At 42.2% G+C, this 12,144-nt stretch carries 14 protein-coding genes; 7 read left to right on the top strand and 7 right to left on the bottom strand.

The window, feature by feature from the left end:
* Positions 1–50: 50 nt before the first annotated feature.
* On the top strand, positions 51–296 hold the full coding sequence (locus E0H80_RS03755; protein ID WP_067866293.1) for a DUF2789 family protein: 246 nt from the start codon (positions 51–53) through the stop codon (positions 294–296).
* Positions 297–347: 51 nt separating this feature from the next.
* On the opposite strand, the gene ovoA is transcribed toward E0H80_RS03755, so the two are convergent.
* From ovoA to E0H80_RS03740, 3 genes are all read right to left on the bottom strand, one after another.
* Positions 348–2,534: a 5-histidylcysteine sulfoxide synthase gene (gene ovoA / locus E0H80_RS03750; protein ID WP_131363272.1), complete on the bottom strand. Its 2,187-nt coding sequence runs from the start codon at positions 2,532–2,534 to the stop codon at positions 348–350.
* Positions 2,535–2,685: 151 nt separating this feature from the next.
* Entirely contained in the window at positions 2,686–3,552 is an 867-nt protein-coding gene (locus tag E0H80_RS03745; protein WP_131363270.1) for a LysR family transcriptional regulator, read from the bottom strand.
* A gap of 190 nt (positions 3,553–3,742) precedes the next feature.
* Positions 3,743–3,997 (bottom strand): DUF2061 domain-containing protein, encoded by a 255-nt coding sequence (locus E0H80_RS03740; RefSeq protein ID WP_131363268.1) that lies wholly within the window; start codon positions 3,995–3,997, stop codon positions 3,743–3,745.
* 175 nt (positions 3,998–4,172) lie between these two features.
* On the opposite strand from E0H80_RS03740, the gene E0H80_RS03735 reads away from it, so the two are divergent.
* From E0H80_RS03735 to leuB, 5 genes are all read left to right on the top strand, one after another.
* Positions 4,173–4,364 carry a hypothetical protein gene (locus E0H80_RS03735; protein WP_131267184.1) on the top strand — a complete coding sequence of 64 codons (192 nt, stop codon included), beginning with the start codon at positions 4,173–4,175 and terminating at the stop codon, positions 4,362–4,364.
* Positions 4,365–4,696: 332 nt separating this feature from the next.
* On the top strand, positions 4,697–6,130 hold the full coding sequence (gene leuC, locus E0H80_RS03730) for a 3-isopropylmalate dehydratase large subunit (RefSeq protein WP_131363266.1): 1,434 nt from the start codon (positions 4,697–4,699) through the stop codon (positions 6,128–6,130).
* A 23-nt stretch (positions 6,131–6,153) separates the two neighbouring features.
* Complete coding sequence (leuD, locus tag E0H80_RS03725; protein ID WP_067866304.1) at positions 6,154–6,804, top strand: 3-isopropylmalate dehydratase small subunit; 651 nt, start codon at positions 6,154–6,156, stop codon at positions 6,802–6,804.
* A 103-nt stretch (positions 6,805–6,907) separates the two neighbouring features.
* Positions 6,908–7,492 carry a hypothetical protein gene (locus tag E0H80_RS03720; RefSeq protein ID WP_131363264.1) on the top strand — a complete coding sequence of 195 codons (585 nt, stop codon included), beginning with the start codon at positions 6,908–6,910 and terminating at the stop codon, positions 7,490–7,492.
* 24 nt (positions 7,493–7,516) lie between these two features.
* Positions 7,517–8,596 (top strand): 3-isopropylmalate dehydrogenase, encoded by a 1,080-nt coding sequence (leuB, locus tag E0H80_RS03715; RefSeq protein ID WP_131363262.1) that lies wholly within the window; start codon positions 7,517–7,519, stop codon positions 8,594–8,596.
* Between the two features lie 64 nt (positions 8,597–8,660).
* On the opposite strand, the gene E0H80_RS03710 is transcribed toward leuB, so the two are convergent.
* The 3 genes from E0H80_RS03710 to infA form a co-directional block, all read right to left on the bottom strand.
* On the bottom strand, positions 8,661–9,062 hold the full coding sequence (locus E0H80_RS03710) for a hypothetical protein (RefSeq protein WP_131363260.1): 402 nt from the start codon (positions 9,060–9,062) through the stop codon (positions 8,661–8,663).
* Between the two features lie 142 nt (positions 9,063–9,204).
* Positions 9,205–9,588: a hypothetical protein gene (locus E0H80_RS03705; protein WP_416224569.1), complete on the bottom strand. Its 384-nt coding sequence runs from the start codon at positions 9,586–9,588 to the stop codon at positions 9,205–9,207.
* 139 nt (positions 9,589–9,727) lie between these two features.
* Positions 9,728–9,949, bottom strand: a complete 222-nt coding sequence (gene infA, locus E0H80_RS03700; RefSeq protein ID WP_001284370.1) for a translation initiation factor IF-1 — start codon at positions 9,947–9,949, stop codon at positions 9,728–9,730.
* Between the two features lie 231 nt (positions 9,950–10,180).
* On the opposite strand from infA, the gene E0H80_RS03695 reads away from it, so the two are divergent.
* Positions 10,181–11,191 carry an AraC family transcriptional regulator gene (locus E0H80_RS03695; protein WP_131363258.1) on the top strand — a complete coding sequence of 337 codons (1,011 nt, stop codon included), beginning with the start codon at positions 10,181–10,183 and terminating at the stop codon, positions 11,189–11,191.
* Between the two features lie 146 nt (positions 11,192–11,337).
* On the opposite strand, the gene truA is transcribed toward E0H80_RS03695, so the two are convergent.
* Positions 11,338–12,135 carry a tRNA pseudouridine(38-40) synthase TruA gene (gene truA / locus E0H80_RS03690; protein WP_131363256.1) on the bottom strand — a complete coding sequence of 266 codons (798 nt, stop codon included), beginning with the start codon at positions 12,133–12,135 and terminating at the stop codon, positions 11,338–11,340.
* Positions 12,136–12,144 lie beyond the last annotated feature (9 nt).

Below are 12,144 nucleotides of genomic sequence, written 5' to 3'. Positions count from 1 at the left end.
TAATAATGCTATGCTGATTTGAACAACCAATAATCAGTAGAGGGATGATAATGAGTAATGTAAGACCACGAATGACTCATCTTTTTGAGCAACTTGGACTCGATTCAAGTGATGAAGCCATTGCACAGTTCATTGCCAGCCATCAGCTCAGTGCCGAGACCAAAATTACCCAAGCGAGTTACTGGACGGAATCACAACACCAGTTATTATCAGAAAAACTTAAATCAGATGGTTCTTGGGCGATTGTTGTGGATCAGTTAAATGAATCGTTGCATGAAGATTCAGTAACTCAATAAAGATCAAAGCCAAAAAGCCAATCCATCGATTGGCTTTTTTGAGAAAATGCTTTATTTAATCCGCTTCCATAGCGTGACTTGAGACAGGGTATGCTGGTATTTACGTGCTGTTTCACGAATGACAAAGGCGACATCCTGAGGTTTAGCCAGCATTTCAAAATGCGCTTGTAACAGCTCAGTAACACCATCTAACGTGCTAAAGTTTTCTCCATCTTTTTTAAAGCCACCCAGCCATTCACTACGTGCAGTATGTTCCTCTAACCAGGTAGAGGGGGAGCTCAGCATTAAAATTCCGCCCAAGGTTAAGCGCTGGTGAATTTCGGCCAAAAAATCTTTTGGATGATGCAGGCGATCAATCAGATTCGCTGCAAGAATAAAATCATAGCCGCTAAAATGTGCTTTTAAGTTACAGGCATCCGACTGATAAAAATCGACTCGATCTGCATACGCATCCAAACCGAATTCTTGCAAGTTGCAGGCTTTATAGTCAAGCAGCTCTCCTTCAACTGGAAGGGTATAACGTAGTGTTTCCCCTTGTGCTAACTGTACCGCTTGCTGAATAAACCGTGCAGAAAAATCCAGTCCTGTGACTTGATCAAAATAAGCCGCCAGTTCAAAGCTGGCCCGCCCCGTGGCACAGCCAAGATCTAGGGCCTTATGTGTAGCAAGCTCTTTAAAATAAGGGCGTGCAATATTAATCAGGCTGTGAACAAAATTGGGTACATTAAAATATTCTGCGCCGTACTGAAATTCTAAATACTGGGAAATTAGCTGGTCAGTTTCATAGTGGGAGTGAATCTGTTTTAATTCTTGTGATGCAGCGACGTAGCGGAATCCGGCATGCTGAAAAAAATGTCGGCGGAAGGCATAACGTGCACTATGCAAAGCCTCATTGCCGGCAGAAATCCAGGAGCCGCCTTTGATTAAATTATGTTGGCCGTCAAAGGTCGGGGTGCTGAAATCATCATAGATGGGATGCACCTGAAAACCGTCAAAGGGGTAAATTGGAGTTTCTGTCCATTGCCAGACATTACCTTGAATATCAAAAAAATCACCCTGCTGAAAATGATTGACCGGACAAGGACTGGTTCCATACTTCAGTTCAATGTTGGCATGTTCCGGACTGGGCAGATCAGGATCTAAACCTGCCACATCATAGAGCCGATACCACTCGTCTTCTGTAGGCAAGCGTATACTTTGACCGGTTTTCTCGGCTTTCCAGTTGCAAAAAGCTTTGGCCTCAAGGTAATTCACTTCTACTGGCCAATCCCAAGGCATCGGAATTTCTTCCAGCATCAGACGGAGTGACCAGCCTGAATCTGTTTTTCGCCAAAAGTGGGGATGCGTTGCTTGAGAAAATTTCAGCCAGTTCCATCCTTCTGCGGTCCAATAGCGGTCCGTTGAATAACCGTTATTTTCAACAAAACTTAAGAATTCCTGATTGGACACCAGATATTGCGAGGTTGAGAAATTGGCTACTTCAGCGTGGTGCTGACCATATTCATTGTCCCAGCCATAAAAGTGACGGTCTAAACCCTTATTTAAGCTGATTTGCCCTTCAGGCACGGCAATTAAGGTGTTTTCCGGCGCAATACCGGTGATGATCTTGGCGCGCCATTGCGGATGATTTTGGACATGTTCCAGTTGCTGCTGACGAATCAATACCGATGAGGTTTCGAGATGAATCCGTTCATGTTCAATACCCATGATGATAGACCACCATGGATTGTTCCAGTTCAAAGGTAAAGTGAGTGGTGCATGTTCAATCACGTTTAGTACTTCTGAACGAACCCGATGCCGATAAGCGCGAACCTGTTCTACACTTGGCCACTCATAATGGGCATCATTCAAGTCATCCCAGCTCATTTCATCGACACCCACCGCAAAAATACTTTCTAGCTGCGGATTCACACGTTCACTGATCAGTTTACTTAATAGCAGCTTGTTGATAAAAAAAGTCGCCGTATGACCAAAATAGAAAATCAGTGGATGTCGTAAATTAATGGGCCTGAGGGAATAAGCTTCCTGATCTTTCAGGCATTCAAACAACAGTTCATAGCTGTCAAACGTATTCAGGAAATACTCACGTAATGTACGCCGTGCAGTTGCTTCATCTGGGAAATTTAGATTCGGGGTAGGCAGTAGGGAGACATGGGCAGTTTGCCAGAGACCGGGAGTGCGCTGTGAGCTTAAAGCTAGGTTTTTCTTGCAAGTTACAGATAATGAATCCATCAACATATGGCCATACTCCGTTGAGTTTTCTTTCTAGATTTGAAACTACATTTTTGATGTGCTCTGTCTAAAAGTACTCGAAAGCAAGCTGTCTGTTCTAAGGATTTAGGTAACAAAATGCTGCATCAGCTTGGATGCAGCAATAGCAATTTAGTATTTAAATCGAGTGTTGCATCATGGCAACCAGTTCCTGTACTGCACGTGACTGGGTGCGTCCAGGATGCCAAACCATACCCAATTGACGGTTCATTTCAAGGTTAATATCCAGTTGTTTTAAATCATGATTGACCAGCGTTTTGGGTAATACCGACCAGCCCAGTCCAATCGAGACCAGCATTCGAATGGATTCAAGCGGATTGTTGCTCATGGTGATTTTCGGTTTAACGCCTTGCTTTTCAAACTCGGCCAGCGTGATTTGTGTGGTATAGGTTTGTGCCGCCGGCAAGAGGCTTGGATATTGAATCAGATCTTGCAGTTGCAAATCTTTTTGATTGGCCAAGGGATGAAAAGGCGCTGCCACAAAAACCAGAGGATCATTCCAGATGGTGACATAACTGAGACGAGCATCGCCCTGAGGGGGAAGGGTCAAAAATGCCAGTTCCAGGTCACCGGCAAGCACTTTTTCATGTGCCTGTTCAGAATCGACAAAGTGCACATCTAGCGTTACATTCGGAAATTCCTGAACATAATGAAGCAAGTGGCTGGGTAAATGATGCAAGCCAATGTGATGACTGGTGCCAATTTTGAGTTTGCCCTGAACTTGTCCTTGTTCATGACTTAAGGTGTGGTGAATATCACCCAGTTCATTCAACCAGTTTTTAACTTTGGGTAAGAGCGAATGAGCGGCATGAGTCGCTTGAACGCCACGACCAGCAGATTCAAACAATTTAACTCCAAAATATTCTTCTAGACTATGAATTCGTTTGGTCACTGCCGGTTGAGTAATAAATAACAGATCGGCAGCCAGTGAAATAGAGCCGGTTTCCATGACTTTAACAAACGCTTCAAAAGCAGCAAGATTCATAGTAATAGTCTGGTTATACAATATTAAGATAATTATAAAATATTATTATATTAATAGTGAATCTAATCCTAAAATATATACATAAAAATGTATAAAGATGTAAATTTGAATCATAGAAATAAAAAATCACTCTATAAAGGAGAGTGATTTTAATAAAGAAGAGCACACCTAAGCCCAAGACTCATATAGTTTAACTTGCGTTTAACTGATTATATTCTTGCTGTTTGGTATTTTTGGCTGCTTTTGCTTCCCACAATTTTTCATGGAAAAAGAAGGCAAAGGCCTGAATGGTGGGTTCAAGTAAGCTTAGGGTTAAAGCCATCCAGATACTTCCTGTCACGAAATAGCCTACCAACATGGCAATGGTGATGTGCATAATGTAATAGCTAAAGGTTTTCTTAAACATGCGTTGGTTGTTGTCAACGAATTTTTGAATATGAGCCATGGGTTAAGTCCTCAATCTTTACTCGGGATATGGCTAAATGATAATCAGTCTTATTTAATTTGTAAAAACGAATATATTGAATTTTTCAATCGGTTTTACAAATTGGAAAGTGGGTCAATTATAAAAATAAGTGCACAGTATCAATTACTGATGCATTTCTAGCAGGAGATAAATCATGGACATTAAACATATTAAATACTTGTTGGATATATTTGAGGAAGCGGTCGAAAAAAGGATGGGTGTCTACGAGCTTGCAGATGATGAAGGTGATGAAAACAGAGCCGCTGCTGAGTGTAATCAGGCCAGGGCTGAATTAATCAAGGCGATTGAGCAACTGGCACAGAGCAAAGAGTATTCTTCGAAATAGGTGCTTGGTTAACTACTGACAAGTTTTGAAATCATTCAGTGGGTAGGTAAATTGAAGTTGCCTATGCAGCATAGACTCGATCATTTTATGCAAAGTTGAGGCTGCTCGGTAACGAGATAATCGATCTTGATGGGTTCAAAAACCATGCGTAAATAGCGTCTTGATTTGAAAAGTATGCAGATAAAATTTTGCAAAAGTGCAGCTTTATATAGACTAAGAACTAATTCCAAAAAGTTTTCAAACTAATAAAAATGATAAATTAGATTTATGCGAATACGTGGTTATAATCGAAGTTAATAAAAGCATTACCCAGTTCTATGGAGCGCGTCGACATGGCAGGCAATACCCAAAAAGCAAAGACTTTATATGACAAATTGTGGGATGACCATTTAGTAAAACAACGAGATGATGGTTCAGCCTTACTTTATATCGATCGTCATTTATTGCATGAAGTAACCTCACCCCAAGCTTTTGAAGGTTTACAGCTTGCAGGTCGTAAACCTTGGCGTTTAAGTGCCAATGTCGCCACTCCAGACCATAACGTACCGACCTCAAAAGCTGAACGTGATCGAGGTATTGCAGGTATTGAAGATGAAACTTCACGTATTCAGGTACAAACTTTGGATGACAACTGTGAAGCGTTCAATATCGTCGAATTTAAAATCAATGATATCCGTCAAGGGATTGCGCATGTGGTTGGGCCTGAACAGGGTTTGACTTTGCCCGGTATGACAGTGGTATGCGGTGACTCACATACGGCGACGCATGGTGCATTTGGTTGCTTGGCACACGGGATTGGTACTTCAGAAGTTGAACATGTATTGGCGACTCAATGCTTGATTCAAAAGAAAATGAAGAACATGTTGGTACGTGTTGACGGAAAGTTGGGTCAAGGCGTCACTTCAAAAGATGTGGTGTTGGCGATCATTGGTAAAATTGGTACGGCGGGTGGTACAGGTCACGCGATTGAATTCGGTGGTCAGGTATTCCGTGACATGTCGATCGAAGGTCGTATGACTGTGTGTAACATGGCGATTGAAGCTGGTGCACGTGTGGGTATGGTCGCTGTCGATGACAAAACGATTGAATATGTCAAAGGTCGTAACTACGCACCAAAAGCTGAGCAGTGGGATCAGGCAGTTGAATACTGGAATACCTTGCATTCGGATGAAGATGCACACTTTGACACTGTCGTAGTGTTGCAAGGTGAAGCGATTGAACCGCAAGTATCTTGGGGTACATCGCCTGAAATGGTGATTCCTGTTTCAGAAGCTGTACCCACTTTGGAACAAGCCAAAGACGACGTTCAACGTAATGACTGGACACGTGCTTATAAGTACATGGGTTTGAATGAGGGTCAGGCATTGGCAGATATCCAATTAGACCGTGTATTTATTGGTTCATGCACCAACTCACGTATTGAAGATATTCGTGCTGCTGCTGAAGTGATTAAAGGCCGGAAAGTTGCCGGTTCAATTAAACAGGCGATGGTGGTTCCGGGTTCCGGTTTGGTGAAACAGCAAGCCGAAGCGGAAGGCTTGGACCAAGTATTCTTAGACGCTGGTTTTGAGTGGCGTGAACCGGGTTGCTCCATGTGTTTGGCCATGAATGCTGATAAGTTGCAGCCGGGTGAACACTGTGCCTCAACCTCTAACCGTAACTTCGAAGGTCGTCAGGGCAATGGCGGTCGTACTCATTTGGTGAGCCCAGCCATGGCAGCAGCAGCAGCCATAGCCGGTCACTTTGTTGATGTACGTACGTTTTAATTTCGGCTAATAGGAGCAAAGACATGAAAAAATATACCGTTGAACAAGGTATCGTTGCACCCTTAGACCGTGCCAATGTCGATACAGATTTAATTATTCCAAAACAGTTTTTAAAATCGATTAAACGTACTGGTTTTGGCGAAAACTTGTTTGATGAATTGCGCTATCTAGATGAAGGTTATTTAGGTTTAGATAATTCTAAACGTCCAAAAAATCCAGATTTCGCTTTAAACCAGCCGCGTTACCAAGGTGCTTCAATCTTGATTTCACGTGCCAATTTTGGTTGTGGTTCAAGCCGTGAGCATGCGCCGTGGGCACTTGAAGAATACGGTTTCCGTACTGTGATTGCGCCAAGTTATGCAGATATTTTCTTTAACAACAGCTTTAAAAACGGCATGTTGCCTGTGATCTTATCTGAACAGATTGTGGATCAATTGTTTAAAGAGTGTGCTGCAACTGAAGGCTATCAACTGACCATTGACTTGCAAGCTCAAGAAGTACGTACGCCATCGGGTGAAAGCTTTAAATTTGAAGTTGATCCGTTTCGTAAACATTGTTTGTTGAATGGTTTGGATGATATTGGTTTAACCCTTCAGGCAGCAGATGATATTCGTGCCTATGAAGAAAAAACCAAGCAATCGCGTCCTTGGGTATTTCAGGAAATTCATGCTTAATTGCTTGAATTTTCAGCCCTAGTAGTATCGGAGCCTAACTCTTGCTAATATCGAGTCCATAAAAATATCTCGTTGGCTTTAATTGGTGAGGGGGACTCGAACAATGGCAAAGGTTAATGCTCGGCTTGTTGTACTTGGTTTTATGGTCGCATCATTAAGTGCATGCCAAACCATTGATACTGCACGTATTAAAAATGTGAAAGAAACAGAATCGACAGAATTGAATGCGTTGATTTTCTGTTCGGGAACAGAACAATGTGAATTTGAGCGTTTGGATCAAATTCACATTGTCGATGCACAAAGTCATCGGGTGAGTCGTGAAGCCATTCAAAAAGGTCTTGTTCGTTTAAAAGCGAAGTCGTTGAATGAGTCTAATCCTCTATTTTTGTCTGTACCGACAGGGCAGCATGAAATAGTAATTCGCTTCTATCCGATATCAAAAGATCGCGCTGAAACGCTGCATGTATTCCATAATTTTACTTCGCAGAAAACTTATACCTTTAAGATGTATCGTGACCGAATCAATCATAAAGGTAATTTGTTGAATGCTTCTGCACCTGATCCACTGTGTGTTGAGCTTCAACAAGAACAAAAAACCATTCGGCGTTTCTGCAAACCCTATAATGTCCTGAATGGCTTAGGCGAGTTTGTAGAACAAAAAAATCTAAAATCCCCCTCAGTCAAATGACTGAATTGAAAAATGGAAAACCTCATGTCTAAACATATTTTGATTTTAGCTGGTGACGGCATCGGTCCTGAAATTGTTAAAGCCGCAGAGCAAGTGCTCACACGAGTAAATGAAAAATTCAATTTAGGTTTGACTTGGGAACAAGGTTTATTAGGTGGTGCAGCGATTGATGCGCATGGTGCGCCATATCCTGAAAAGACATCCGAACAGGCAAAAAAAGCAGACGCGATTTTACTCGGTGCGGTCGGTGGTCCTAAATGGGATACGATTGAACGTTCAATCCGTCCGGAACGTGGTCTATTAAAATTACGCAGTGAACTTAATCTTTTTGCCAACTTGCGTCCTGCAATTTTGTATCCGCAATTGGCCGATGCTTCAAGTTTAAAACCGGAAATTGTATCTGGCCTGGATATCCTGATCGTTCGCGAATTGACGGGTGGGATCTACTTCGGTCAACCTCGTGGTATTCGTGTATTAGAAAACGGTGAAAAACAAGGCTTTAATACCGACGTTTATTCAGAATCTGAAATCAAGCGTATTGCCAAAGTAGCATTTGAGCTTGCAACTCTTCGCGGCGGCAAAGTATGTTCTGTCGATAAAGCCAATGTGCTTGAAGTGACTGAACTGTGGAAACAAACCGTAACTGCAATGAAAGAAGCGGAATATCCCGAGATTAACTTGTCACACATGTATGTTGACAATGCGGCGATGCAATTGGTACGTGCGCCTAAACAATTTGACGTAATTGTAACCTCTAACTTGTTTGGGGACATTTTGTCGGATGAAGCGGCAATGTTGACCGGTTCAATCGGTATGTTGCCATCTGCATCTTTAGATGAAAATGGTAAGGGCATGTATGAACCTTGCCATGGTTCTGCACCCGATATCGCAGGTCAAAACCTGGCAAACCCACTCGCAACGATTCTTTCTGTTGCGATGATGCTTCGTTACACTTTCCGTGAAGAGAGTGCGGCACAAGCCATTGAAGCTGCAGTAGGTCATGTATTAGATCAAGGTTTGCGTACCGCAGATATTATGTCTGAAGGCATGAGCAAAGTCGGGACTGTTGAAATGGGCCAAGCTGTGGTAACAGCATTGAATTAAGCTATTGGTTTAAATAGAAAACGCAGCCAAAGAGCTGCGTTTTTTATGGATATTTAGGTCTGATTTAGCAGGTCCGACCTGTGTAATAAACAGACTTGGCAATATTATTTTCTAAACGAAAAACAATTTTACATTGCAAGTTCACATCATAGCTTTGTGCGCTAGGCGTAATCGGGATCGGGATAGCACCCGAATCGAGATCAGCCGGATTTTGTGCTATAGGTGCCGGAATGCTAATAGGGCGAATCACCGTATAAGTGAGTGTCTGATTATCTCGAGTCGGTGAGAAAGCTTGCTGATAACCGATACTGCTCAAATTTAGGTTTGTTTCAATACTTTGGCTGGTCTGCCCAATAAATTGCTGTAAATAGGCATCACGCTGCATAGTAGTGATCATAGGGGTAGTGGTACATCCGGTAACTAAAGCAAAAGCGGTACAGCATCCCAAAATCAGTGTGAATTTCATGAGTTATCCTCACACCAAATAAAACCAGTTTATGCAAATTTTCGGCAGAAATACTGTTGTAGTTTGATACACGGTACAGATGGGTCGGCATGATGAGATCTGATCTGATCATTTAAAACTTGTTACAGGATATTCTTGCTGTTTAACAAGCTCTACCGGTATAGCGAATGGATTGAACAATCTCATCTTTCAAATTAAACCATACCTGACATTTCATCTCGATGTTATATCCACCATTTGAGGGAGTCGGCATTGGTGCACCCATCGAGATACTGTGACTAATATTAGGTGTGCCCATCGGAATATTCATATCACGAAAAATGGTGTAGCTAAGCAATTCTGCTGTCTGAGTCGGTTGTTGCGTGGTTTTAAATCCCATTTTACTTAGATCAAGTTGGCTACGAACCTGATCTGCAGTTTGACCTATATATTGTTGTAGAGACTGATCAAGACGATGATTACCACCTGTTGCGCATGCTGCGAGGAATAAACTGGAAATCAGGGTTAAATGCTGTAGTTTTATCATTTTTTAAAAGTATCTATTTAATTTTAATTCAATTGATAGTCATGAATTTATCGACCTCTGTCAAATTTATTTTATTGAATAATAGAAAATTAAGGCAATAAAAAAGCCACTGTAAAGTGGCTTTTGCTTTCGCTAAAACTTAGCGTGCACGATAAGTAATACGACCCTTGGTCAAATCATAAGGAGTCATTTCTACTTTAACACTGTCGCCAGTTAAAATACGAATATAGTGTTTACGCATTTTACCAGAGATGTGAGCAATCACTTCATGGCCGTTTTCTAAACGTACACGGAACATAGTATTAGGAAGCGTTTCGGTGACAACGCCTTCGAACTCGATGAGTTCCTCTTTATTGGCCATAGCCTACCTGAATGAATAAATTGGAAAGGCGCAAATTATAGTCAATTTTTTTGCATAAAACAAGGCACAATGCGGCTTTGCCCGATTATCTGTCAGTTAAATAAGCGAACCGTCGGTTTAAATTATTTCTACAAAAAAGCGTATTGTTATGTTGTCAGTTTGGTCAATCGCAGTTAATCTAAAATTAATCTTTTTAACTATAAATGAATAATATATAAGGAAGGTCTTTGCGTGGGTCAGTTAACTGATGCATCGGTTGTTTTACGATTGGGCTACCAAGCCATTCGTCGTGCAGGTTTGCCAACTGAAGAAATTTTAACGAAAGCTGGTGTGGCCTTAAATCAGGTCGAAACGAATGATCGTACTCCGCTCAGTGCCCAATATGCGTTTTGGGTGGCTGCAGAGGAGGTAAGTAAAGATCCTGACATTGGTTTGCATTTAGGTGAACACCTGCCTTTATATCGCGGACAGGTGATTGAACATCTGTTTATTTCTAGTGAAAACTTTGGGGAAGGGCTAAAACGGGCCTTGGCCTATCAACGACTGATCAGTGATGCATTTCATGCCAAACTGATTATTGAAGATGATCGTTGCTATCTCACCAATGGTGTGCAGGGCGCCTGGGCGGACAATTTGGTCAATCGTCATTTTTCTGAATGTGCGATGACTGGGGTATTACGCTTCTTTAAATTTATTACAGAAGGGCGTTTTCAGCCCATTTATATCGATTTTAATTTTAACGAAGGTGCTTTTGACGAGGAGTATTTCCGGGTTTACGAATGTCCGGTGAGTTTAGGTCAAAAGGAAACCCGTTTATATTTTGATCCTGCTATTTTGGATTATCAGTTATGGCAAGCTGAGCCGGAGCTATTGCAGTTGCATGAGCAATTGGCGCTTGAAAAGCTGCAAGAGCTCGCGCGCTATGATTTGGTCGGTGAGGTTCGCCGCGCGATTGGTTCAACTTTAGAAAGTGGTGAAACCACCTTAGAAACCGTGGCAACGCATTTAAATATTACACCGCGCCGTTTGCGTACCCAGCTGAGTGAAGCCAATACCAGTTTCCAGCAGATTCTTTCTGATTATCGCTGTCGTTTGGCAAAAAAATTATTAGCCAATACTGCAGAAAGTGTGGAACGGATTGTTTATCTCACCGGGTTTTCTGAGCCGAGTACTTTCTATCGTGCCTTTAAGCGCTGGACCAATGAAACGCCAGTGGAATATCGGAAGCGCAAGCAACGTTAAATTACTAATATGATAAATTCCTCCTAAAAGGAGGAATTTATCATTGTAATGCTTTCTAGTCCGAGTAATTTTCCGTTTTACAGCAAGGGTTAGGGGGAAGATAGAAATGCCCTTAAAAGAAGGATTTTTATTCCAAGAAAGTTTAACTATTCCGGCATATTTAACCAGTGTGGTCCAAGCGGGGCTTTGGGTAAATCAAACTGTTCTGGATAATGTGCTTGAATGAAATACAAACCATCGGGTGGGGCTGTGATGCCTGCCGCTTTACGGTCTTCAGCGGCAAAAATATGATCAATATGCTCAATCTCGTACATGCCCTGACCAATTTCAAGCAAGCATCCCATGATGTTGCGCACCATATGGTGTAAAAAACCATCTGCCTGAATATCCAAGACTAAATAACAGCCGTGACGGATTAAACGGCAGTGGCTGACATGACGCACCGGTTGTTTCGATTGACAGGATGCAGCCCGAAAGCTTTCAAAATTATGTGTGCCTTCAAATTTCTTCGCGGCCTCAATCATCTTGTCGATATCAAGCGGGGTATATACATGTGTCACTTGTTTATAGAGCAGTGCAGGGCGACTGGGTGAATTGTAGACGACATAGCGGTAACGGCGTGATTGCGCTTTAAAACGGGCATGGAAGTCCGTATCCATCTCTTTAATCCACTGGATGGCAATGTCTTTGGGCAACATGCTATTTGCACCCATCAGCCAGCCCAGCAGTGGACGAATGGCAGAGCTGTCAAAATGTGCGACCATATTGGTGGCATGTACGCCAGCATCTGTACGTCCAGCACCCTGTAAAATAATGGATTCGTTGGCAATTTTACTCAGGACGGTTTCAATGGTTTCTTGAACGCTAGGCACGCCAGTTTTCTGGGTTTGCCATCCTCGATACTCAACCCCAGAAAACTCGATACCGACCGCAAAACGCTGCATATTTACCTC

This window comes from Acinetobacter sp. ANC 4779, from assembly GCF_004331055.1.
In the GTDB taxonomy this organism is placed as follows: domain Bacteria; phylum Pseudomonadota; class Gammaproteobacteria; order Pseudomonadales; family Moraxellaceae; genus Acinetobacter.
The sequence above is the reverse complement of the archived record's forward strand: the minus strand, read 5'-3'. Positions and strand labels throughout refer to the sequence as shown.

Coding starts and splice junctions, on each gene's coding strand:
- E0H80_RS03755 (WP_067866293.1), top strand. CDS start 51: ATGAGTAATGTAAGACCACGAATGACTCATCTTTTTGAGCAACTTGGA.
- ovoA (WP_131363272.1), bottom strand. CDS start 2,534: ATGTTGATGGATTCATTATCTGTAACTTGCAAGAAAAACCTAGCTTTA.
- E0H80_RS03745 (WP_131363270.1), bottom strand. CDS start 3,552: ATGAATCTTGCTGCTTTTGAAGCGTTTGTTAAAGTCATGGAAACCGGC.
- E0H80_RS03740 (WP_131363268.1), bottom strand. CDS start 3,997: ATGGCTCATATTCAAAAATTCGTTGACAACAACCAACGCATGTTTAAG.
- E0H80_RS03735 (WP_131267184.1), top strand. CDS start 4,173: ATGGACATTAAACATATTAAATACTTGTTGGATATATTTGAGGAAGCG.
- leuC (WP_131363266.1), top strand. CDS start 4,697: ATGGCAGGCAATACCCAAAAAGCAAAGACTTTATATGACAAATTGTGG.
- leuD (WP_067866304.1), top strand. CDS start 6,154: ATGAAAAAATATACCGTTGAACAAGGTATCGTTGCACCCTTAGACCGT.
- E0H80_RS03720 (WP_131363264.1), top strand. CDS start 6,908: ATGGCAAAGGTTAATGCTCGGCTTGTTGTACTTGGTTTTATGGTCGCA.
- leuB (WP_131363262.1), top strand. CDS start 7,517: ATGTCTAAACATATTTTGATTTTAGCTGGTGACGGCATCGGTCCTGAA.
- E0H80_RS03710 (WP_131363260.1), bottom strand. CDS start 9,062: ATGAAATTCACACTGATTTTGGGATGCTGTACCGCTTTTGCTTTAGTT.
- E0H80_RS03705 (WP_416224569.1), bottom strand. CDS start 9,588: ATGATAAAACTACAGCATTTAACCCTGATTTCCAGTTTATTCCTCGCA.
- infA (WP_001284370.1), bottom strand. CDS start 9,949: ATGGCCAATAAAGAGGAACTCATCGAGTTCGAAGGCGTTGTCACCGAA.
- truA (WP_131363256.1), bottom strand. CDS start 12,135: ATGCAGCGTTTTGCGGTCGGTATCGAGTTTTCTGGGGTTGAGTATCGA.